20 protein-coding genes are annotated in these 23,082 nt (G+C 56.0%); 17 read left to right on the forward strand and 3 right to left on the reverse strand.

The window, feature by feature from the left end:
* The 15 genes from J3349_RS13040 to J3349_RS13115 all read left to right on the forward strand — a co-directional run.
* The coding region (locus tag J3349_RS13040; protein ID WP_207677708.1) for a hypothetical protein at nucleotides 1–222 on the forward strand (222 nt) is incomplete at its 5' end.
* A 111-nt stretch (nucleotides 223–333) separates the two neighbouring features.
* Nucleotides 334–1,866: a class I SAM-dependent DNA methyltransferase gene (locus J3349_RS13045; protein WP_207677740.1), complete on the forward strand. Its 1,533-nt coding sequence runs from the start codon at nucleotides 334–336 to the stop codon at nucleotides 1,864–1,866.
* Nucleotides 1,866–3,041, forward strand: a complete 1,176-nt coding sequence (locus J3349_RS13050; RefSeq protein WP_207677709.1) for a restriction endonuclease subunit S — start codon at nucleotides 1,866–1,868, stop codon at nucleotides 3,039–3,041. The genes J3349_RS13045 and J3349_RS13050 overlap by 1 nt, the downstream gene beginning before the upstream one ends.
* A gap of 61 nt (nucleotides 3,042–3,102) precedes the next feature.
* Nucleotides 3,103–3,912: an RNA-binding domain-containing protein gene (locus J3349_RS13055; RefSeq protein WP_207677710.1), complete on the forward strand. Its 810-nt coding sequence runs from the start codon at nucleotides 3,103–3,105 to the stop codon at nucleotides 3,910–3,912.
* 30 nt (nucleotides 3,913–3,942) lie between these two features.
* Nucleotides 3,943–4,446 (forward strand): hypothetical protein, encoded by a 504-nt coding sequence (locus J3349_RS13060; RefSeq protein ID WP_207677711.1) that lies wholly within the window; start codon nucleotides 3,943–3,945, stop codon nucleotides 4,444–4,446.
* Nucleotides 4,447–4,460: 14 nt separating this feature from the next.
* Nucleotides 4,461–7,847, forward strand: a complete 3,387-nt coding sequence (locus J3349_RS13065; protein ID WP_207677712.1) for a DEAD/DEAH box helicase family protein — start codon at nucleotides 4,461–4,463, stop codon at nucleotides 7,845–7,847.
* Nucleotides 7,848–8,082: 235 nt separating this feature from the next.
* A complete protein-coding gene (locus J3349_RS13070) occupies nucleotides 8,083–8,838 on the forward strand; it encodes an ATP-binding protein (protein ID WP_242699656.1) in 756 nt (251 codons plus the stop codon).
* A gap of 651 nt (nucleotides 8,839–9,489) precedes the next feature.
* Nucleotides 9,490–10,377 carry a LysR family transcriptional regulator gene (locus J3349_RS13080; protein WP_158395855.1) on the forward strand — a complete coding sequence of 296 codons (888 nt, stop codon included), beginning with the start codon at nucleotides 9,490–9,492 and terminating at the stop codon, nucleotides 10,375–10,377.
* A gap of 161 nt (nucleotides 10,378–10,538) precedes the next feature.
* The gene (locus J3349_RS13085) at nucleotides 10,539–12,107 is read left to right on the forward strand and encodes a lipase (RefSeq protein ID WP_207677713.1); all 1,569 of its coding nucleotides are present in this window, start codon (nucleotides 10,539–10,541) and stop codon (nucleotides 12,105–12,107) included.
* A 182-nt stretch (nucleotides 12,108–12,289) separates the two neighbouring features.
* Entirely contained in the window at nucleotides 12,290–13,942 is a 1,653-nt protein-coding gene (locus J3349_RS13090) for a hypothetical protein (RefSeq protein WP_207677714.1), read from the forward strand.
* Nucleotides 13,939–14,514 (forward strand): signal peptidase I, encoded by a 576-nt coding sequence (gene lepB / locus J3349_RS13095; protein ID WP_347565015.1) that lies wholly within the window; start codon nucleotides 13,939–13,941, stop codon nucleotides 14,512–14,514. The genes J3349_RS13090 and lepB overlap by 4 nt, the downstream gene beginning before the upstream one ends.
* A gap of 42 nt (nucleotides 14,515–14,556) precedes the next feature.
* Nucleotides 14,557–15,564 (forward strand): FctA domain-containing protein, encoded by a 1,008-nt coding sequence (locus J3349_RS13100; protein WP_207677715.1) that lies wholly within the window; start codon nucleotides 14,557–14,559, stop codon nucleotides 15,562–15,564.
* Nucleotides 15,565–15,589: 25 nt separating this feature from the next.
* Nucleotides 15,590–16,393, forward strand: coding sequence for a class B sortase (locus J3349_RS13105; protein WP_256276015.1), 804 nt, complete (start codon nucleotides 15,590–15,592; stop codon nucleotides 16,391–16,393).
* On the forward strand, nucleotides 16,390–17,160 hold the full coding sequence (locus tag J3349_RS13110; RefSeq protein WP_207677716.1) for an FctA domain-containing protein: 771 nt from the start codon (nucleotides 16,390–16,392) through the stop codon (nucleotides 17,158–17,160). Before J3349_RS13105 ends, J3349_RS13110 begins: the two co-directional genes overlap by 4 nt.
* The gene (locus tag J3349_RS13115; protein WP_207677717.1) at nucleotides 17,153–17,794 is read left to right on the forward strand and encodes a sortase; all 642 of its coding nucleotides are present in this window, start codon (nucleotides 17,153–17,155) and stop codon (nucleotides 17,792–17,794) included. Before J3349_RS13110 ends, J3349_RS13115 begins: the two co-directional genes overlap by 8 nt.
* 52 nt (nucleotides 17,795–17,846) lie before the next feature.
* On the opposite strand, the gene J3349_RS13120 is transcribed toward J3349_RS13115, so the two are convergent.
* From J3349_RS13120 to J3349_RS13130, 3 genes are all read right to left on the reverse strand, one after another.
* Nucleotides 17,847–18,533: a hypothetical protein gene (locus J3349_RS13120; RefSeq protein WP_207677718.1), complete on the reverse strand. Its 687-nt coding sequence runs from the start codon at nucleotides 18,531–18,533 to the stop codon at nucleotides 17,847–17,849.
* A gap of 120 nt (nucleotides 18,534–18,653) precedes the next feature.
* Complete coding sequence (locus J3349_RS13125) at nucleotides 18,654–20,183, reverse strand: HAMP domain-containing sensor histidine kinase (protein ID WP_158395866.1); 1,530 nt, start codon at nucleotides 20,181–20,183, stop codon at nucleotides 18,654–18,656.
* 18 nt (nucleotides 20,184–20,201) lie between these two features.
* The gene (locus J3349_RS13130) at nucleotides 20,202–20,888 is read right to left on the reverse strand and encodes a response regulator transcription factor (protein WP_149795128.1); all 687 of its coding nucleotides are present in this window, start codon (nucleotides 20,886–20,888) and stop codon (nucleotides 20,202–20,204) included.
* A gap of 302 nt (nucleotides 20,889–21,190) precedes the next feature.
* Here J3349_RS13130 and J3349_RS13135 point away from each other — a divergent pair, with 302 nt between their 5' ends.
* Entirely contained in the window at nucleotides 21,191–22,504 is a 1,314-nt protein-coding gene (locus J3349_RS13135) for an SMP-30/gluconolactonase/LRE family protein (protein ID WP_207677719.1), read from the forward strand.
* 15 nt (nucleotides 22,505–22,519) lie between these two features.
* The gene (locus J3349_RS13140; RefSeq protein ID WP_015565983.1) at nucleotides 22,520–23,080 is read left to right on the forward strand and encodes a TIGR01440 family protein; all 561 of its coding nucleotides are present in this window, start codon (nucleotides 22,520–22,522) and stop codon (nucleotides 23,078–23,080) included.
* Nucleotides 23,081–23,082 lie beyond the last annotated feature (2 nt).

A 23,082-nucleotide genomic window follows, 5' to 3' on the forward strand; every position in this document is an offset into this window, starting at 1 on the left:
ATTGTACCAGCAAGCAGTGTCTTCGTATATACAAAGACCATTTTGCGTTGCAAAAGGCTTGTTGGGAAATCCCAAACCCTTTCAAATCTGCGCCGTCCCGGCGCAGGCTGCACGATGGAATCGCTGAATAGCACAAAGGCATGTTGGAGTCCAGATGTGAAGAAAAAACGGCAAAGCAGACAAAATCAACTTTACCGTTTTGAAGAAAAGCACTTCCGCTAAACACTCTACATTGAAAATGCAATCGTACACTGCTATAATAAAATTGTGATATTATCACCAAAAATCCAAGATACAAAGCGTTTGCGATTGGCAAACATTCAGGAGGAACGCATGGTGACAGGAGCCATTAAAAATAAGGTAGACAAGATCTGGACGGACATCTGGGCAGGCGGCATCACCAATCCGCTGACCGTCATTGAACAGCTGACCTATCTCATGTTCATCCGGTCACTGGACGAGAAAGAGCTTGCCACCGAAGATTTTGAGAACATGGCAGGCGAAAAGATGGAGCACATCTTCCCGGCCAGCGAAGCAGGACAGTCTATGCGGTGGAGCCGCTTCAAGGACAAGGACTCCCGCGAAATTTTCCTGACCATGCAGCAGCGGGTGTTCCCGGCCATCAAAAAGATGAAGTATGGCCGTCTGCCGGACTTTGACGCAAACGGCGAGCTGGTGGAGATCGAGGACGACCCCACCCGCCCGGATGAGGGCAACACCGCCTTTGCGCGGTACATGGACGATGCCATGTTCCTGATCCCCACGCCGCAGGTGCTGCAAAAGATCATCACCGGGCTGGAGGATCTCTACACCCACGACATCGCCGACCTTGATATGCAGGGCGACCTGTATGAGTATATGCTGGGCAAGCTGGCAACAGCAGGGCAGAACGGCCAGTTCCGCACGCCCAAGCACATCCGCGACATGATGGTGGAACTGGTGCAGCCCACGCCAGACGACTTTATCTGCGACCCCGCCTGCGGCACGGCGGGCTTTCTGGTGTCCAGCGCGCAGTACCTCCGCGCCCACTACGAGGACAGCATGACCCCGGAGCAGTGGCAGCATTTTGCCGGCCCGATGTTCACCGGCTTTGACACAGACCGCACCATGCTGCGCATTTCGGCCATGAACCTGATGCTCCACTCCATCACGAACCCGGAAATCGACTACAAGGACAGCGTGTCGAAGCAAAACTCCATTTGCAGCAAGTACACCATTTGCCTTGCAAACCCGCCGTTCAAGGGCACTGTGGATGCCGAGAGCATCAACGACGACCTGAAAGCCGTCACCAACACCAAAAAGACGGAACTTCTGTTCCTTGCGCTCTTCCTGCGGATGCTCAAAACCGGCGGGCGCTGCGCCTGCATCGTACCGGACGGCGTTTTGTTCGGTTCCAGCAAAGCGCACCAGAGCATCCGAAAAGAACTGATTGAAAACCACCAGCTGCGGGCGGTCATTTCCATGCCCTCCGGCGTGTTCAAGCCCTACGCAGGCGTGTCCACAGCGGTGCTGATGTTTACCAAGACCGGCGCGGGCGGCACCGACAGGGTGTGGTTCTACGATATGAAAGCCGACGGCTTCTCGCTGGACGACAAGCGCACCGAGGTGAAGGAAAACGACATCCCGGACATCATCGCCCGGTTCCATAACCTCAACGCCGAAACTGACCGCAAGCGCACCGAGCAGAGCTTCTTTGTGCCCAAAGAAGAAATTGCCGCCAACGGGTATGATCTGTCCATCAATAAGTACAAAGAGACCGAGTATGTGCCGGTGGAGTATCCCTCGACTACGGAGATCCTTGCCGACCTGCATGAGCTGGAAATGGAGATCACCAAGGGTCTGGCAGAGTTGGAGGAGATGGTGTGATGGCGAAGTTGGGAGAGGTTTGTGATTTTTATGCAGGAACAGGTTTCCCAAATGAATATCAGGGGAGAGTGACTGGGAAGTATCCGTTTTATAAAGTTGGAGATATTTCAAAAAATGTTTTGGAAGGCAATCGAGAACTTAAAATATGTGCAAACTATGTTGACGAAGAGGTAGTTCAAAAATTAAAAGGAAGTATACTTCCCCCTAAGACCATTGTATTTGCTAAAATAGGAGAAGCGCTAAAACTAAATAGACGAGCTATTACTAGTTGCGAATGCTTGGTTGATAACAATGTGATGGGAATAAAAGCACAAAATAGTCGATTAAATGATGAATATTTGTTTTATTGGCTACAAAATCTGAATTTAAGCGACTATTCAGAATCAACAACTGTTCCATCAGTAAAAAAATCGAGATTGCAAAATATAGAAATCAAGGTTAGCCCATTAGAAGAACAAGAAAAGGTCGTAAGTACATTAAATAAACTTTCGGATTTAATTCTAGCTCGAAAAAAACAACTTTCCAAACTGGACGAGCTGGTAAAGGCACGATTTGTGGAGATGTTTGGAGATTTTGAGTTTAATCCCAAAGAATTTCAGGTGTATCACTTATGTGAACTTTGCGATGTTGGGTCGAGTAAACGAATTTATCAAGAAGAACAAAGTATAAGTGGTATTCCTTTCTTAAAAGTGGCGGACTTGAACGAGCTGATTGATACGGGAAAATATTCATGTTCGACATTTATTCCTCTTGAACGATACGAACAGCTTTTGTATAAAGAGCTAACACCCACAGAAAATGATATTCTTATAACTTCAAGAGGAACTCTTGGAAAGTGTTATATCGTTCAATCGGATGATGAATTCTATTTTCAAGATGGCATGATTAGCTGGCTCTCCAATTTTAGTCCGAAAGTTTCAAGTATTTATATTTCATATTTGTTTGCGCAACCATATATCCAAAAACAAATTGAAAGTCTGCAAGCTGGCTCGACAGTGGCATACTTATCGATTACGATGTTGAAGAAAATAAATGTTATTTTGCCGCCTAAAAAACTTCAAGATGATTTTGCCACTTTTGTAAAGCACGTAGACCAGCAGAAGCAGACCGTACAGCAGAGCCTTGAAAAGCTGGAACTGATGAAAAAGGCGCTGATGCAGGAATATTTTGGGTAAAAGTGTGTGCAACAGCGGATTTTAGCGGTATAATGAAAGAAAAAGATGTGAGGTGATCCGTATGGCATTTCCAAAACAGATAAAAGACATCGTTTATAAATTGCTTCAAGAACCGACATTAGATAATTTCAGAGAGTTTTTACAAAATCAAACAGGTGAACATAATGCAATCGACTTTAAGAGAGAATGGATTTGTAAAGACAAGCTAGCAAAGCTTATGCTTGCGCTTGCCAATTACGGCGGTGGCGTTGTGGTTTTTGGCGTGCAAGAGAACGATGACAAAACATTTTCTTGTGAAGGATTGCAATCTTTACACGCAAAAGAACAAGTCGAAGCCGAGGTGAAGGCATATATCTCAACCAATCTTAAATATGAGATATATGATTTTACTTATCAATCCTCTGAATATGAGGCACTCAACGGGAAAAATTTCCAGATGTTAGTTGTGGAAGACACCCCGGAATTCTTGCCGTTTATTTCTCACAAAGAAGGTACATCGATAAAAAAAGCAGCTATTTATATTAGAAGAGGAACTTCCGATGAACTAGTTGATGAACAAGAACTCAGTGGTATTCTTAAGCGGAGAAATCAACATATGTTTCCTGCAACGGGTGAGCCACTTAAGTTGCAGGAGCACCTCAATCAACTAAATACGCTCTATAAAAATATAAAACCGACAATAACAACATATAAGACTGCATCTGGAATCGGAGAAGCTGTTCGTGGCCTTGCAGAGATTATATCCGTAATTGTTCCTCAACGAGAGGAAAAAGTTAATCCTCTTTACCCGGATGAGACATACGAAGAATTTATTGCAAATATGATTGAAAAGAAAAAACAAAAAATCGAAAGAGTTCTTGATTTGAGATGAATATGAATATAATTTTATTGGAGTATTGAAGTGGAAACAAAAGAAGTATGCTTTAACTGGGCATTATTTTGGCAAGCGGCTAGCGCAATAGCAACAACGGCGGCGGTAGTTGTTGCATTGTGGCAAACAAGATATAGCAATAAAAAAAGACTTAAAATAAAATTTCGAGATAATGTGATTTTGACAAACAAGACTTCAAAAGAATCGTATGTGGAACTTGAGATTTCCAATGTTGGAAATCGTAAAATTATAATAAATCGATATGGGATGAGTTTTAACGAGGGCTTTTTTGTGGTTTCGTTTCCGGATGAAACAGAAATGATAAACACGAGGAGACCGGTGGTTTTGGACATAGAAGAATCTAAAATCATAACATGGAAAAAAGAAGAATTTATTCAGGTACTAAAAGACCAGTGTAAAACGTCAGGTAATTCAAAAATTACGCTTTTTGTTCAAGATACAGCAGGAAATTTTTACACAACAAGAACTCCGAAAAAACGAATGCAATATTTGAATGAGAATTATTCTAAATAGAAAGGAGCCCTCCCATGTCCAACTTCTCCTATCTCTCCACCCGACCCGCATACTCCCTCTTCGCTAATTCTGCCATCGAGGCCGAGAAAGTGTTCTCCACCTCTCCGGCGATGTGCGCGGTGGGGTGCCGGAAGGCGTTGGAGCTGGCGGTGAAGTGGGTGTATGCGGCAGATAAAACCATCACGATGCCCTACAAGGACAACCTGCAATCCCTTCTGCACGAGCCGAGCTTCCGGTTCGCGGTGGACCGGGATGTGTGGAGCGTGCTGCCCAGCATCGTGAAGGCGGGCAATCTGGCGGTACATACGGGGCATAGTGTGTCGGCAGCGGATGCAGTGTTCAGCCTGCGGGGGCTGTTTGATTTTATCCAGTGGGTGGATTACTGCTACGGCACGGACTATGTGGAGCGCTCCTTTGACGAAACAGCCATCCCCGGCGAAAAGGTAGCACTGGACGAAAAGAAGATCCGGGAGCAGGAAAGTTTACTGTCCCAGAAGGATGCCGAACTGGAAGCCTTGCGCAAGCAGGTGGAGAGCCTTTCGGCGGCGTACACAGCCAGTAAACAGCAGAACCAGCAGAGCCGCAGCTTCACCGCCGCCGACCTGACCGAGGCCGAGACGCGGCAGAAGATCATCGACATCGACCTCAAGGCCATGGGCTGGAAATTCACCGGGCCGGCCGCTGATGTGCGCACCGAGTACGAAGTGGACAACATGAACGGTGTGCTGGGGCAGAAGGGTTATGCAGACTATGTGCTGATGGGCAAGGACGGCTTGCCGCTGGCGGTCATTGAAGCCAAGCGCAGCACCAAAGACCCCAACATCGGGCGCAAGCAGGCTCAGCTTTATGCAGACTGTCTGGAGCAGAAGTTTGGCCGCCGTCCGATGCTGTTTACCACCAACGGCTACACCACCTATTTCTGGGATGAGCAGAGCGGCCCGCAGCGTGCCGTGAGCGGGGTGTTCTGCAAGGACGACTTGCAGAAGCTGATGAACCGCCGCACCGAGAAAAAGTCGCTGGACACCATCGAAATTGACGACAAAATCACCGACCGCTACTACCAGAAAAACGCCATCCGGGCTGTCTGCGCCCATATTACGCAGGGCTTCCGGCGCAATCTGCTGGTCATGGCAACAGGCACAGGCAAGACTCGCACCGCATCCAGCCTGACCGATGTGCTGAGCCGGGGCGGTCATGTGACCAACGTGCTTTTTCTGGCCGACCGCACCGCGCTGGTCAAGCAGGCAAAGGACGACTTCAAAAAGTATCTGCCGGACCAGTCGCTGTGCAACCTCTGCTCCTCCAAGGACGATAAGGCCGCGCGCATCGTGTTTTCCACCTATCCCACCATGCTCAACGCCATCGACAACGCCAAGACCAAGGACGGCGTACCGCTGTTTTCGCCTGCCCACTTTGACCTTATCATCGTGGACGAAAGCCACCGCAGCATTTTCAAGAAATACCGCGCCATTTTTGATTATTTCGATGCGATTCTGGTGGGTCTGACCGCCACCCCGAAAACCGACGTGGACCGCAACACCTACGACTTTTTCGAGATGGAACACGGCATCCCCACCTACGCCTACGATTACGATACGGCGGTCTACACCGACCATGTGCTGGTGCCTTACTACAACTACGAGGTCAAGACGAAATTCACAGAAGAGGGCATCCACTACGACCAGCTTTCACCGGAGGATAAGGCCCGCTACGAGGACGATTTTGCCGAGGACGACACCCTGCCCACCTTTATCCCATCCGAAAAGCTGAATAAGTTCATCTTCAACGCCAACACCGTGGACACGGTGCTGCAAGACCTGATGGAACGCGGCATCCAGACGGCGGGCGGCGACCGCATCGGCAAGACCATCATCTTTGCCCAGAACAAGCGCCACGCGGAGTTTATCCGGGAACGCTTTGGCAAGCTCTACCCGCAGCTGGAGACCCAGTACCCGGGATTCATCCAGCGGGTGGTCTGCGACGACACCTATGCGCAGTCCATCATTGACGATTTCAAACAGCCGGATAAGCCGCCGTTTATTGCGGTCTCGGTGGATATGATGGATACGGGCATCGATGTACCGGAGTGCGTGAATCTGGTGTTTTTCAAAAAAGTGCGCAGCAAAACGAAGTTCTGGCAGATGATCGGCCGTGGTACACGGCTCTGCCCATCCCTTGCCTGCGTGGATGCCATCGACGGCGAATATACGGGCAAACGGCGGTTTCTGATCTTCGACTACTGCGGCAACTTTGAGTTTTTCCGTCAGAAACCCAACGGCTACGAGGGCGCGGACACCAAAAGCCTGTCCGAGAGCATTTTCTGCAAGCAGGTGCGCATTGCCGCCGCGCTGCAGGATGGAGCCTATGGGGACGAAAAATACCAGAACTGGCGCAAAATTTTAACAGAGACCTGCCGTGCCGAAGTAGGAGCGCTGAACCCGGAGCTGGTATCCGTACGGCTGCACCGACAGGCCGTGGAACACTATCAAAAGCCGGAAGCCTTTGTCAGCCTGACCGAAACGGACAAGGGTACTCTGATGAAAGAGGTGGCACCGCTCATCTCGCTGGACGATAAGGACGAGGCCGCCAAGCGGTTCGATAACTTTGTGTATGGCTTGCTGCTCTGTGAGCTGGAGGGTCTGCCGGGGCTGGGCCGCGCCCAGAAACAGCTGCGCAGCACAGTGGCAATGCTGGAAGGGAAAGCTACCATCCCGCAGGTGCAGGCAAAGCTGCCCTTCATCCGGGAGGTGCAGACGGACGAATTTTTGACCTCGCATGATCTGCTCCGCTTTGAGGAAATGCGGCAGGAGCTGCGGGAGCTTATCAAGTTTCTGGTGGACGGTGTAGAAGGGCAAAAGCCTGTCTACACCGCCCTTGCCGACCCGGTACTGGAACAGACCCAGGGAAAAACGCTGGATTCCGGCTATGATTTCGGCGAGTACCGGGAACGTGTGAACCGATACATCATGGAGCACCGCATCGACACGCTGGCTATCCACAAACTGACCCAGAACATTCCGCTTTCCCGGGGTGACTACACCGAGCTGGAACATATCTTAACCTGTGAGCTGGGCAGCAAAGAGGACTACGCACGGGAGTTTCGGGATACACCCTTTGGTCTGCTGGTGCGCAAAGTGGCAAAGCTGGATCACGACGCTGCCATGAAGGCATTTTCTAAATTTATCAACGACGAATCACTGAATGCAAAGCAGATCGCATTCGTGCAGAAGGTCATTCATTACATCGAGCAGAACGGTTATGTGGAGAGCAAAGCGGTTCTGATGAAACCTCCCTTTGACCAGCCCATTCTGTTTACCCGCCTGTTTGATGGCAAAACAGGCAGTGAACTGATGGAAACCATTGATGCCGTCCGGGAAAATGCTGTCCATGTGACGGCATAAAATGGTGGGGTCAGAGCTTTGAATGAGGTATCATAATCTCTGATCCAACGATACAGAAAAGTAGGTGATACCATCTTTACGCAGTCACGCATTTTCTGCACCCGCTGGAAAGGCAACTACAAAGGCAGCATTGAAGAAGATGCTCTGGATGACAAGAAATTTCAGGGTGCAAGTCTGATCACGCTGCTGCAAAATGCGGAAGATTTTGTTCGCAACAACAGCAAAAATCCGTGGTATGACCCGTGAAGAACGCAGTGATTACCCTTATAAAGCCGTTCGTGAGGTGCTGGTCAATGCGCTGATTCATCGGAATTATCAGATTCTTGGTTCGGAGATTCATGTAGAAGTGTTCGATGATCGGCTGGAAATCACTTCGCCGGGCGGCATGATGAATGGCCGCAGGGTGCAGGATATGGATATCCGGCACATTCCGTCTATGCGGCGAAATCAGGTGATCTCGGATGTGTTCTCGCGGCTTGGCTTTATGGAGCGCCGTGGCAGCGGCATTGACCGCATCCTGAACTCTTATGTGGAAGCGGCTCAGAAGCCGACTTTCTACTCGGATTCAGATTTCTTTATCGTTACGCTGCCGAATAGAAGTGTGGCGACTCCGGCACAGGTCAGTATGGAAAGTGTGGAGGCTCAGCCTGCAAAAGTATCGACTTCTGAGAAAAAAGTATCGACCTCACCACTTGATGTATCGACTTCCAAGGAAAAAGTATCGACTTTGATGCAGGCAGAAGCTAAACGAGATAAAGAAATTGCGGATTTCAGTAAAATGGTTGATACACTCCCACTAGCTAATAGCACAAAAGTGAAAATTACAAAATTGTTCAAAAAATATGGCTACCGATATACATTCAACACAAATAATGTTGAAAATGTATTTGAAGTAAAAGAGGCAAGGGCACGTGTGGTAGTTCGTCAAATGAGAGAGTACGGATTTGTAAAAAAAGAACAATTTGGTGTTTACAGGTTTGTGAAAGAATAGAAAAGTTCGCTTTTATGTTTTTTATGGTTTAGTTAATATAATTTGAATTATCATAATCGAAATTATATTAACCACCTGCGCAGAAATGCCCACTCCCCTGAGAACTCCTCAGACGAGTGGGCATTCTTCTTCCTATATATCAAATATACCTTTGTGGTCACTCAAATCGCCACCAAGTCATGGATCAAAAATCATCTGATTTTTTCAAAAATTTTAGAGGTCAGAGGTACAAAAATGAAGAAGATTCATGAAGAATTATGAGCTGAACGCAGGCGAGAGCTTCCGCCTCGACAAGAACGGTCTCCACGGCGTCACGGCGCAGGGCCGCATCAAGATGAGCCTGCTGCTGGTGCTCGAGTAAAAACATCTGTAGAACGCAGAAGACCGACGGCTTTCCGGGATGGAGGGCTGACGGTCTTTTTGTTCAAAACAGGAAAATACTGGAACGGAAAAGGGCGCAATATACCTTATAAATGGCGTTTCAAAAGCAGAAATTTGGCTCAACGTCCAAAATTAAGGTTTGGATGCTTGACAAAGCGGAGATAGGATAGTACACTCAAAAAGAAAATTGATGCAAGACATCCTCAAGGTGAAAAAGATTCACAGAAGAACGGGCGTCTCCGAACTGAAAAACGGAAGGAGGCTAGGGACATGACGCTGTTTTCTTACGAAATTTTCGATGCAGTCGCGCGTCAGGGCAGCTTTAACAAAGCGGCTCAGCAGCTGCATCTGACCCCCTCTGCCATCAGCCATGCCATCGCGGTGATGGAGGCTGAGCTTGGTTTTACCTTATTCAACCGCGGCAAAAACGGCGTGACCATGACCAGCTATGGCGCTTCGCTCTACCCGTCCATCCGGGCGGTGCTCAACAGCGACGAGGCCCTGCAGCAGAGCATCGCCCGCCTCAACGGCCTGGAAAAGGGCAAGGTGAAGCTGGGTGCATTCAACTCGGTCTGCGCCGGCCTGCTGCCCCAGATCCTCAAGAGCTTCATGGCAAGCTACCCCCAGATCGAAGTCGAGGTCTATCAGGGTACTTACGACGATGTGAAGGAGTGGCTGCGCACCGGTCAGGTGGACCTGGCCTTCCTGTCCGCCACCTGCCGCGAAGAGTTCAACCTGACCGAGCTGTTCCGTGAGCCGCTGCTCTGCATCGTACCGCAGGACTGGCCCGAACCGCCAAACGGCATTATGACGCCGGAGCTGATGAACGGCCAGAGCTTTGTCGTCCAGTGCGACGCTACCGACGCCGAGATGCGCCAGTTCCTCAAGAAATACTCCATCTCCACCGAGCGCCGCTGCCACGTCATCGACGACCAGTCCAACATCGCCATGGTGGAGGCGGGCCTCGGCATCTCCATCATGCCCCGGATGCTGCTGCGCAGCTGCACGGCGGCGGTCAAGATCTACCCTATCGAGCCGGAAGAGTACCGGGTGGTGGGTCTGGCTGTCCAGCGCCCCACGGCGATGGCTCCGGCGGTCGAGCAGATGTTCCGCCACATCGTGGACTTTTGCCGCCAGATGGACCCGCAGCTTCTCTGAGAATACGAAAATGACCGGGCAGCAGTGATGCTGTCCGGTTTTTACATACCCAATCGGCAGAGTTGATGATTGAATCCGCTGGAAAAATACGGTATACTATAGCAAACCACCTATACGATAGAAATGTCAGAGGTTTATGAAAGCAGCAAGGGGGAAAGACCATGAAACGACGTGATTTCTGTAAAGCGCTGGTTTGCAGTGCAGCTCTTGCGCCCGGGCTGGCACTGCCCCGGGCTGAGGCAGCGGCAAAAAGCCAGACGGTGGGCCGGGCAGTCCCGGCGGGCAATTATACAATGTCCTTCCGCAGCGAGCTGAGCCAGATGGACATCGAGCACGAATATTACTACAGCGACAGTTTTTTTGCGCACACCTCCATCCAGTACGACCACCAGCTGGCACTGGCGACGCTGGGCATGGTGACGGCTGCTTTCAATACATGGGCCAGCGATGCGAAATACTGGGCCAACGGGGACGTGGGCCGCGAGAACAGCCTCGATGCAGCCTATACCAAGCTGGGATTCGGCGACGTGAAATACCGCTATTATGATGTCGATGTGGGCAAGGCGGGCGACTTCGTGGGCTGGTCCACGGCCCGCAAGACCATCACCCTGAACGGGAAGCGCACCACCATCGTGGCGCTCATCCTGCGCGGCGGCGGCTACGGCGGCGAGTGGGTGAGCAATCTGCACACCGGCGCGGGCCACGCCCACAGCGGCTTCATCATCCCGGTGCATGAGGTGTTTGCCGATTTGAAGAACTATCTGGCGGCAGCTCAGCAAAAGGGAGAGCTGGGCGTCGTCAAGCTCTGGATGGGCGGCTACAGCCGCGGTGCGGCAGTGGCGAACCTTCTCGCTGCCCGTGTCAACAAGGAGCTGCCCGGACTGGAACGGGAGAATGTCTTCGTCTACACCTTTGCGACACCGGTAGCCCTCGGCCCGCAGGACTACCCCGACTTGCAGCAGGACTACGACAACAACCACAACGCCGACGGCAGCCTGAAAGAGAGCTGGGGCGAGAGCAACATCTTCAACATCATCTCCAGCGGCGACATCGTGCCGCATCTTCTGCCCGAAGAGTGGAGCTTCCACCGGAACGGCAACGACCGCTTCCTTCCCTCCACCCGGAACGAGGAAGAGCTGGAAGACCTGAACGAGATGGGCAAGAATGATTTCGGCCCGACGCCGCTGGACTTCAGCTGGCTGGCGACCGACAAAGAGACGAACGAAGTCATGCTCAGCATGGAGGAGTACTTTATCTCCCGCGAGAACTACCATGAGAAGTACGAAGCCGCCCTGATGGACATGATACAGTGCGCCTTCATCCGCTCGGAGAAGGAGGTCACGCAGAACAAAGTTCTGGACGATGGCGAGGTCATCCAGCGGCTGCGCACCCTCACCCATCTGAAGAATATGGATTACTGGAAGATCTCCCGCGCCGTCTGGGCGGCATCCACCATGAGCCGTGCCGTGCTCAAGCGGGTCGATGCGGAGAATATCCCCATCCGTGCGCAGCAGATCGTCGTGCCGATCCTGGCGGTGGGTCTTTGCTATGACCTCGAGAGCGAGGCTGTGAGCCTCATTGCAAAGTACATCCTGATGTTCGTGGCAATGAAGAGCGCGCCCGACGACGCCATCCGGGCGGCGTTCTGCCACCACTGCGAGAATTACATTGCTCTGATGGAATATTACGCCCCCTCAGAGCACTGCATGGAAGCCACCACCCGCACCTGAAAACCGAAAATTCGGAGACAGCAGACCGCTGCCGGAGTCGAAAGACCCCGGCGGCGGTTTTTTCATGCGCAAAATTTTTTTGCACTGGCACGCAATGACATCCTTCGTGTCCGGTAAACGGTATCCTGATAACGCAAAGGGCGGCATCCCCGCCGGGAGCGAGAATGAAGGAGGGCTGTTGTATGCGGAATCGACTGGAACGGAGGCGGCTGACACTGCGCGCCGCAGCACTGTGCATCGTGCTGGTGCTGCTGTGCGGCTGTCTGCTGCCCGCATTTGCCGAGGGGCCGGAGCGGACGGACAGCGTGCCGGACCAGACATGGGACGAGGAAATAGAGGACGAGCCTGCCGGGGACGAAGAAGATGACATCCGGACAGACGAGCCGGTGCTTCTGCCCGCGGAAGGCGGCATCCCCGTCGTGGTGGACGGGCTCGACGACATCGGGCTGCCCGACGAGACGCCGACTCCGGACAGCGGGGCCGTCAAAGCGGACGAGCATTTTGAGAGGACCTATCTCTTCTGGCTCAGCGAGTCGGACGAGGCCGACGGCGGCCTGCCCTACGCGGAACAGATCGTGGGCAGCGGCGAAGAGCTTCTGATGCCCGAAGAGCCGGAGGTGGAGGGAAAGAGCTTCCGCTTCTGGTACAGCCGGGGCGACGAAGGGACGGCGATCCGCTTCATGCCGGATGAAGGACCGCTCTGGCCGGAAGCGGACAGCGAGTGCAGCCTCTACGCCTGTTTCACCGACGATGAGGCCCAGCAGGAGGAGCCCGTTTTAGACGAGGAGGAAGACATCGCCGTTCTGCCGGAGCTGTCGGAAGAACGGCCCGCCGTCGAGGAGGAAACGCCTCTGGATGAGGCAGAACAGCCCGAAAAAGACAGATTCTCTGAGGAAGATGCCGACTTGGCTGACGACAGCGTAGCCGAGGATAAAAATGCCCTGCCTGCGGACGAACTTGATGAGGATGCACCGGGCTGGGGCGATTGGACTCAGGAGGAATTGGCGGCAGTCTTCCTGCTCAAGACCCCCACCAGTCTGCCCGGCAGCAATGACCCCAGCCAGTGGGCGCCGGACAACAGCGAGTGCAAGTGGGTCGGCAAGGTGAAGACCTACGGCGCGGCATGGGAAGATAACGGCAAGAACATCCTGACAAATGTGTCAGACTATGTTGTATCGTGGCCGGGCGGCGCGACTGGCGACGCATGGTCGCTGAAACCGGGCGATGACTACTGGGACGAGGTCGTCGATGAGATATGGGACGAGTATAAGGACACCATCGAGAAGCAGACCGGCATCACGGGGCTGACGCAGGAAGATTTGGAGAGCATCGTGGTGACGCCGTACAAGATCTCGCGCAACAACGGGACAGAACCGGATAAGCACATCGACTGCATCATCAGCGTCAAGAGCAGGAAAAACTTCACGGCCCGGTTCAACGTCCGCGCCCCGGGCGAGGACGACTACAGCATCCGGGAAAGCCGCGAGTACCAGAGCGGCGAGCGGGTGGAAGAGACGACGGCGGACATCGAAAAAGAGCTCGACATCGGCGGTGCGCGCTACGTTTTCGACGGCTGGTACAAAGAGCTCCCCGGTTCGGTGACGGATGAGCCGGACCCGAAGGAAAAGGTATCGCAGGACGAGTGGGAAAAGGGCTATGAGCCCACCGACGAAGAGCTGGAAAACGGCGTCGTCAATTTCTATGCCCACTACGTTCTGGCCGATATAGACCCGGACACCGGCGTGGAGACAGACTTCTTCGGGCTGCCGCTGATGCTGTGTGCCGGTGCGGCCGTTCTGGGCTGCAAAAACAGAAAAAAGGAGGAAGATGAGTGAAGGAACCAAACGAGGCGCTTGCCCCGGAGGCCCCGCCCGGGACGCCGGAAGCGAACCTGTCTGGACCGGCGAAGCCGGAAAAAAGCCCCCTGCTGCGGGAAGTGCGCAGTCTGGCGGTGCGGCTGGCGGTGTTCGCCGCCGTGCTCTGGGTGCTTCTGACGCAGGTGTATCTGGTGACGCAGGCGTCCGGCAGCGAGATGTTTCCCGCCGTGAAGGACGGCGACCTCGTGCTGGGCTGCCGGCTGGAAAAAGACTATGCCAAGAATGATGTCGTGGTATATGAGCGCTCGGGAACGCTGCGGGTGGGCCGCGTGCTGGCCCGGGGCGGGGACATCGTGACCCTGAGCGAGAGCGGCGTTGTGGAGGTCAACGGCTCGGCACAGGGCGGCGGCATCCTCTACCCCACCTACCCCAAATCTCTGCTCAGCTACCCCTACGCTGTGCCGGAGGACAGCGTCTTCATTCTGGGCGACTGCCGCACACAGGCCGAGGACAGCCGTGACTTCGGCCCGGTGCAGTGCAGTGCGGTCAAGGCAAAAGTCATCACCCTCATCCGGCGGCGGGGGCTCTGAGCCGCCAAAAACCATACAAGACAAGATAGGAGGAACTCTAGGATGAAACAGAACAAGGTAGAAAAGCTTCTCGCAGGTGTGCTTTCCATCTCTCTGGCCATGGGCGTCAACGTCATGCCCGCCTTTGCGGCACAGGTGCAAGGCCCTCCGTATGAGGATATGTCCCGGGTGTATCTCACCAAAAACTATGAGCTGGCCAACACGGGTACGCTCTCCCCGAAAGAGACCTTTACGTTTACGATCGACCCGGATACCGTGACCGACGCATCGGAGGGCATTGAAGCCGCAGATTATATGCCGTCTGTCGGCGACGTGACCTACGCACAGGGCGAAGCAGGCAGCGCGAACAAGACCAGGCAGATCGAAATTCAGCTGCCCAAGTACGACAGCGTGGGCGTCTACACCTACATCATCCATGAGGCGGCGGGCGACAGCGCAGGCGTGACCTACTACGACGACGCCATCCTGCTGCGGGTGACGGTCATCGAGCAGGACGGCAAGCTCCGAATTGCCGCTGTCCACACCGAGGATCCGGAGTCCACCGGCGAGGGCAAGAAGGACGACTTCGACGACCTCTACTCTGCCGGTAAGCTGGAAGTCCACAAGGACGTCGAGGGCATCATGGGCAATAAGGACAAATACTTCGAGTTCACGGTGCAGCTGACCGGCGAGGAGGGCAAGACCTATCAGGACAGCTACGCCATCACCGGCGGCAGCTATGACGCAAACCCCGCCTCGATCGAGATCAGGCCCGGCGAGACGACGGAAGCGACTTTCTATCTGAAAGACGGCGATACCATCCACATCGAGAACCTGCCCTACGGCGTCGAGTACAAGGTGTCTGAGACGCCGGTCGCAGACTATGTGACGACGGAGACTGGAACCGAGGGCGAAGTGGATGAGGCGGTCGAGCAGGCGAACTTCACCAACACCAAGGGCGGCACCGTGGATGCCGGTGTGGTGCTGGACAGCGCACCCTATCTCTTCACCCTGACGGGTGCTGCGGGCGTCGGGCTGCTGCTGACCCTGCGCCGCCGCCATCAGAAGTAAGCGCGGAGGAAATAAGGCAAGGGAGGTGAGGAACATCCGGTGGCAGAAGATGGCCCTGCGGGCGGCGAACGGCCTGCTGGACGGGGTGACGGCCCTGCTGGTGCTGCTGGCGGTGGTCTGGTCGGGCTATGCGCTGTGGGACAACAGCCGGGTGTACGCCGCTGCCGACAATGTGCAGGCCGGGCTGTTGGCCTTCAAGCCCCAGCCGCAGGAGGACAACAGCCTCTCCTTCGGCCAGCTGCGGGACATCAACCCCGATGTCTGCGGGTGGCTGACGCTGGACGGCACGGCTATCGACTACCCGGTGGTGCAGGGCGAGAGCAATTTCACCTATCTGAACACCGACGTCTACGGCAGCTTTGCGCTGGCGGGCAGCATCTTTCTGGATGTTGACTGCGACGCGGACTTCAGCGGGCGGTATTCCCTGCTCTACGGCCACCATATGGAGAACGGGCGGATGTTCGGCGACCTCGACAAATACAAGGACGGAGCATTCTTCCGCCAGAACACCACCGGCACCCTGACGCTGCCCGGCGGGAGCTATCGGCTGGAAGTGCTGGCCTGCCTTGTGGTGCCTGCGTCGGAACAGGCCATCTTTGCCCCGGGCAAGTGGCGCTCGGACGCAGGCGGGCTGCTCCCCTTTGTGGAGGAGAATGCCCTTCAGATGGATGCACAGGCCCTCCGTGCGCTGGAAAAGGAGCCGGAAGGAGCGCAGTTCCTGGCGATGGCTACCTGCTCGGGGGAGTACACCGACGCGCGGACGGTGGTGCTGGCCCGGATGGAACCAATGTCAGACCTGCAAAACGGAAAGGAGGAGAGCTTATCATGAGAAGGCTCCCGAAAATGGCAGCGGCCCTGCTGGCAGCAGCGCTTGCGGTAAGTGCTGCCCTGCCTGCTCTGGCCGCAGACCAGCGGGCGGAGCTGGAACTGGAGGCGTCCGTCCGCTGCACCGGAGAGGCAGCTGACGAGACGCTGACGGTGCGGCTGACCGCGTTGGACGGCGCGCCGATGCCGGAAGGCTGTGACGACGAGGCTGAGTTGGATTTTCCGGCCCGGGACTGCCGCGACGCCGACGACAAGACCCTGACGAAGACTTTTGATACCATCGTCTACACCGCGCCCGGCATATACGAGTATACGGTCACTCAGGATGCGGGCGGACGGAAACGGGCCGACTACGACGACACCGTCTTTTACCTGAAAGTCATGGTGGCGTGGGACACCGACGGTGAACTGAAAGGACACGTGTCCGTCCGGCGGGATGGGGACGACGGGGCGAAGACGGAACTGCTCTTCAAGAACAGCTACCGCAGCACCGACCCTCTTCCACCACCGGTGACGCCGCCCTATGTGCCGGATAAGCCGACGCCGACCCCGAAGCCGGTGGACCAGCCGGGCGAGATAACGGTCATCCGCCCGCCGACACCCTCGGCAGAGATGCCGGATGAAGTCATCCCGGCTGCGGAGCCGGAACCGGTGGGGACCCTCATCCAGACCGGCCAGCTGCTCTGGCCCGTGCCGGTGCTGGCAGGCGGGGGCATCGCCCTCGTGGCGGTGGGCCTCTGGCTGAGCCGGAAGCGCAGACACGATGCGTAGGCTGGTGCCGGAGCGGCTCTGCCTGATGCTGGGCAGTGCCTTGGTGCTGGCAGCGGTCTGCCTCTACGTCTACGACCGGCTCGAGGATGCAAGGGCAGGCGCTCAGGCCGCTTCGGCGGTGAGCCAGCTGCGCCAGAGCCAGAGCATTGCGGCAGTGTCGGAGGCAGAACGGCCCGCAGACAGCGCGGAAAGCCTGCCCACGGAAGATGCAGAGTCCGAATCGGAATCGGCTTCGGAAACCCCGGCGTCAAGCGTCGAGCGGGAGTATCTGGGGGTGCTGACGATTCCCGCTTTGGGCTTGGAGCTGCCGGTGCAGACCGAGTGGAGCAAAGCGAACCTCAAGGTCTCGCCCTGCCGTCAATGCGGCAGTACGGCGGGCGGAGACCTTGTCATCGCGGCTCACAATTACAAATCGCACTTCGGGCGGCTGAGCAGCCTTTCCGAGGGCGACGAGGTGCGTTTCACTTCACAGGACGGCGCTGAGGCAGTGTACACTGTGGAGCGGACTGCGCAGGTCTCGCCCGAAGAACCCGAAGCCCTGCGGGAGGGCGGCTGTCCTCTCGTGCTCTACACCTGTACTCCCGGCGGAAAAGCGAGGGTGGTGGTGTACTGCCAGAGAGAAAATGCGGCATGAAAAAACAGGAGCGGAAAGCCTGCGGCTTTCCGCTCCTGTTTTTGGTCGTTGTTTAATCTACACAGAAATAGAAGTTCTCCGGAACAGGGAAAGACTCTTCGGTGGAGCTGACGCTTACGCGGTAGAGGTAACCTTTACGGAGGTGATAAATTGCAGAAGTGTCGGTATATTCAACATCGGTCTCGAAGGGGTCGTAATCGTCCTCAGTGTCAATGAGGGTATTGGGGTCCTGACCGGCTTCCACTACGGCTTTTACATCTGCAATAGTCTTGCCCTTATAAAGGTCCATGTCATAACTCCAGGAAGGAGTAGTGACGACGGTGCCTTCGGGAACATGGAATACAAAATAACTCTCGTTTGTGCGGGCTGTGTCGCCGTAAGGAACGCTTACAGTGATCTGTTCCACACTGTTCAGCGGCTGAGAGAGGGTATAGGTGCCATCGGTGATCCAATCAGAAGTAAAGGCACCATAAAGAGACCACATGTCCTTTGATACACCGATGACCTCATCCTTTTCTACAGTATAAGCCCGGATAGAGGTGGAGCCGATCTGATATTCGACGGTCACAGCCAGATCTTCCTTTTTCTGTGCGCCATCGACAGTGGTAACAGTGGAACGCTTTTCTTCATACTTTACGGGAGCTGCTGCGGCACTGGCACTTAAAGTGACCGCGCTCAGAATCAGTGAGGCAGCTGCCAGAACTGCGAATCTTTTCAGAAAATGCGGACAGGGCTTCATGTTCTTTCCTCCTGTATTACACGATGCAATAAATTGAATCCAACTCGATTATAGGCGTCGAAGAAAAAAACATCAAGAGAGAAATACGATTTTGGAAGAAAAGACAAAATGTCGGCAGCTTTATTGTGCAGTTGCATCTTCGGTATCGGTCATGATGAACCAGAACACAGTGCCTTTGCCCACAGTGCTGTGGACGCCGAAGCGGAAACCGTGCTGCTGGAAAATAGCTTTGGTGATGGAGAGGCCGAGGCCGGTCCCCTGCTTGCCTGCGTCGGAGCGGGAGCGGTAGTAGCGGTCGAAGATATAGGGCAGGTCCTCGGCAGAGATGCCGGGGCCGTGGTCTTCTACCTCCACCCGGACGCCCTCGGGGCAGCGGAGCGCCCGCAGCACGAAGATGCCGTCTTCGCCGATGTGGTGCATGGCGTTGCCCAAAAGGTTATGCAGAGCGCGCTGCATCATGTCGGGGTCGGCACAGACGGGCAGTTCTTCGTCGGGGATTTCCAGCTTGAGCTGCCAGCCGTTCTGGGCGCAGACGGCGTCGTAACGCTCGCTCACCTCGTCGCAGAGCTGGCCCATGTCGAAGTGGACCTTCTCGCACTTGAGTGCGCCGCTCGTGACCTTGCTCAGCTCCATGACGCTGGAAACAAGGGCCGTCAGGCGGTCGGTCTCGTCCACGATGATGTTCATCTGCTCGTCGCGGTGCTTCTTGTTGTCGCCGGTCAAATCGCGCACCGTCTCGGCATAGCCCTTGATGAGGGTGAGCGGGGTGCGCAGGTCGTGGGAGACGTTGGCCAGCAGGTCGCGCTGCATCTGGGAGGCGTGCTGGACCTCTTTTGCCATGTGGTTGAACTCCTGAGCAAGGTCGCCCAGCTCGTCGTTCCGCACCGAGTCCACATGGACGGCGTAGTTGCCCTGTGCCACCTGCCGCGCAGCCCCGGAGAGAGCCCGCAGAGGCTTTGTGAACCACTCGCTGAACAACCATGCCGCCGACATCGAGAACGCGAAAATGAGGGCCGCAGCCAGCGGCAGGACGGTGCTGAGCACCTTGCCGGCCTCGGCCACATGCATCAGGCTGGTAGTCACCAGCACAGTGTAATTTCCGTCGGAGGTCATCCGGCCCACCATCAGCTGGACGGAGCCGGAGGGCGTGGGCGGGTTGATCTTCCGCACCACTGTGCCGCCGCTCTCCCGGCAGAGCTGCCGCATGGCGCGGGCCGTGGTGTAGGCGGTCTGCTCGTCGGCAGTGTCGGTGGGGCGGGTGCGGTGAAGGTTGCAGTAGGACAGGTTATCCACCTTGAAGATCTGCCGCAGGGTGGTGTCGGAGATGTCGATGCAGAAACTGCTCATCCCGCCCAGCTCGAAGATGTCGTCCTGCAGCGCGTTGAAGAAGGTGTTGTTGACGTACAGCCGGCTGCCGAAGGCCCAGTAGGAGAGGGTCTCGCCCTTCCCGATGGCCTCGTCCATCCGGGCCACGATGGCCTCAGCCTGCTCGGTGAGCTGCTTCTGGATATGGGTGGTGTAGAGGGGCTCCAGCAGCTGGGTGCTCAGAAACCAGAACAGTCCCACCAGCAAAAGGCAGATGAAGCACAGAAAGCCCATGAGCTGGCCCCGGATGCCGATGGTGCGCCGTGTTTTGCTCGTTTGCCGCATGAAGAGCAGAGCCTCCGCTTAACGCGCCGCGTCGGGGTCGAACTTGTAGCCGATGCCCCAGACAGTGGCGATGTAGCCGCGGCACTTGCCCAGATGGCCGCGCAGCATCTTGACGTGGGTGTCTACGGTGCGGTCCTCGCCGAAGTAGTCGTAGTTCCACACCTTCTGCAGGATCTTCTCGCGGCTGAGGGCGATTCCCTTGTTGGAGGCCAGAAAGACCAGCAGGTCGAACTCCTTGGGCGTGAGGCTCACTTCCTCGCCCGAGACCTTGACGGTGTGGCTGGCCGTGTCGATGGACAGCTCCCCAAAGGTCATGGTGCTGTCAGAAGCCTCGGTGCGGGGCATGGTGCGGTTGAGCACAGCCTTGACACGGGCCACCAGTTCCCGGGGGGAGAAGGGTTTGACCACATAGTCGTCAGCGCCGCCCTCGAGGCCGGCCAGCTTGTCGTACTCCTCGCCGCGGGCCGTCAGGATGATGACGGGGGTATTGATGCGGCGGGTGCGCATCTCCCGCAGGCAGGTCATGCCGTCCATAAAGGGCATCATCAAATCGAGGATGACCAAATCGTAGCCGCCGCCGGTGAGCAGCGACAGGGCGGCGGAGCCGTCCCCTGCCTCCTCGCAGGTGTAGCCCGAATACTGTAAATTCTCCCGGATGAGCTCCCGGATGCGGGGCTCGTCGTCAACGATAAGAATTTTTGCCATAAGGCATTCCTCCTAAAAGCTTCTATCTCCCAAGCGCCGGAGGCTGCTCAGAGTCAGCCCGGCGGAACTGTATACTGCGTTTAAGTCTATCATACCCTATCAATTAGGAATTTTTGTGAAGTTTGAGTAGATTTTTTGGGAAAACATCCCAGTGGGTGCGTTTCGTGTCTGCACTGATTATAAGAGGCCGCTTCGGGAGCTGTCAAGCTCGGCCTCATCTTGCGCAGAAAAGCCGAAGTGTGCTATACTACAATGATAAAAGACTTCCCCGAAATCTGACAAATACAAAGGAAAAACTGTTCATGCGCATTGGATTCGTAGAGCTGGTACTGCTCCTCTTCATTGCATCCATCACGGTGGGGCCGAACGTGGCCCTCTTTGTGGACCGGTGGCTCCGCCGCGCCCAGCGCACGTCTGCCGCCGCTGCCCGCCGGAAGGCCCAGCTGGAAGCACAGGCCGCCATCGAGCGGGAAGCTCTGATGACCCGCTTCCGGGTGGCCAGCAACATCTTTGCCCTGCTGATGCTGGCGGCGCTGGCGTACGGCCTGCTGCTGCGGCCCATCGACACGCCGCCGAAAGCCTACACCGCCCCGGATGTGCGGCAGGACACCGGCGCCGCGCAGACGGCCCTCTCCGCCGACAGCAAGGACAGCTGGAAGCTGGGCGGCTATCTGGGCGTGGACTGCGTCCGTACCCAGGACGGCCTTGTCTACGCTGCTGCCTACAACGGTGCAACCATGAAAAAGCGTCAGAGCGACCTTGTCCGCACCGACGGCGGACACTACGCGGCCATCCTGTCGGTGGAGGGCGAGTTGACCAGCTTTGCCTTCGACGCCGACGGCGACTTGTGGCTGACGGTGGTGACGTCCTCCGGCGGGGCGCTCTGCCGTGCCCGGCATGACAGCTGGGGAACCTCAGTGGAACAGGTGGTGACCCAAATCGACGGCGCACCGCTGGGTGTGCTGTCGGCGGTGGAGACCGGCCCGGACGGGAAGGTCTATTTCGCCGTGTCCACCGAAGCCGCTGCGAAAAACGGGCTGGAAAGCGCTCTCCGCACCGAGCTCATCGCCCACACCGGCACGGGCTGCGTCTATGTGTATGACCCGTCGGCCCGGACGGTGGAACAGGTGCTGGGCGGCGTGGCCGGTGCGGCTGGTCTGGCCCTCTCGGAGGATGGCCGAACGCTGTACGTTTCCGACCTCGGGAATCGCTGCGTCTGGAGTGTGGACGCCGACGCCCGGGAGCTGACCGCCGGCGGCAAAAACTGCGGGAGCTTTGTGTCCGGCCTGCCGGGATACCCCGGCGCATTGGCGCTGGACGAGGACGGCATCCTCTATATCAGCTACCGCTGGACCCGCAGCGGCTGGCTGGAAAAGCACGCGGACAGCACCCTTCTGCGGGGCATCGCCCTGCGGGCCGGTGAGAACATCCAGAAGAAGCTGTTCAAGCTGCCTGCGGACGCCCCCTGCGCCGAGGCTGTGGACACCGCCGACGGAAGCTGGAAGCAGACATTCTCAGGCAGAGAGCTGGACGGCTGCACGGCGGTGTGCCCGGCGGGAAGCAAAGTGTATTTCGGCGCGGCAGGCTCTGCCAGCCTGCTGTCTGCAAGAGTATAAAACGAGGTGTTTTTTATGACGGAAGAGTTCAAAAAGCAAATCGAGACCGAAGCGCGGCAGGCCGTGACGGAGCTGCTGGCCCAGGCAAAGCTGAAAAAGGGCGATGTCTTTGTGGTGGGCTGCTCGTCCAGCGAGATCGTCGGCGGCCACATCGGCAAGGACTCGAGCCTTGAGGCTGCACAGGCTGTCTACGCCGGCGTCGCACCGGTGCTGGCCGAAAACGGCATCTGGCTGGCCGCACAGTGCTGTGAGCACCTCAACCGGGCCATCATTATTGAGCGGGAAGCCGCTGAGAAATACGGCTGGGAGGAAGTCTGCGTTGTGCCGCGTCCCCATGCGGGCGGCAGCTGGGCCACCACCTGCTGGAAGCAGTTCAAAGACCCCATCGCGGTGGAGGAGATCCGCGCCCACGCAGGCATCGACATCGGAGGCACCCTCATCGGAATGCATCTGCGCCGGGTGGCTGTGCCGGTGCGGCTGAGCCTTTCGAAGATCGGCGAGGCCAACATTCTCTGCGCCCGCACCCGCCCGAAGCTCATCGGCGGCGAGCGCGCAAAATATACCGAGGAGGACTGAGC

Origin of the sequence: Faecalibacterium sp. Marseille-P9590 (genome assembly GCF_017377665.1) — a bacterium.
In the GTDB taxonomy this organism is placed as follows: domain Bacteria; phylum Bacillota; class Clostridia; order Oscillospirales; family Ruminococcaceae; genus Faecalibacterium.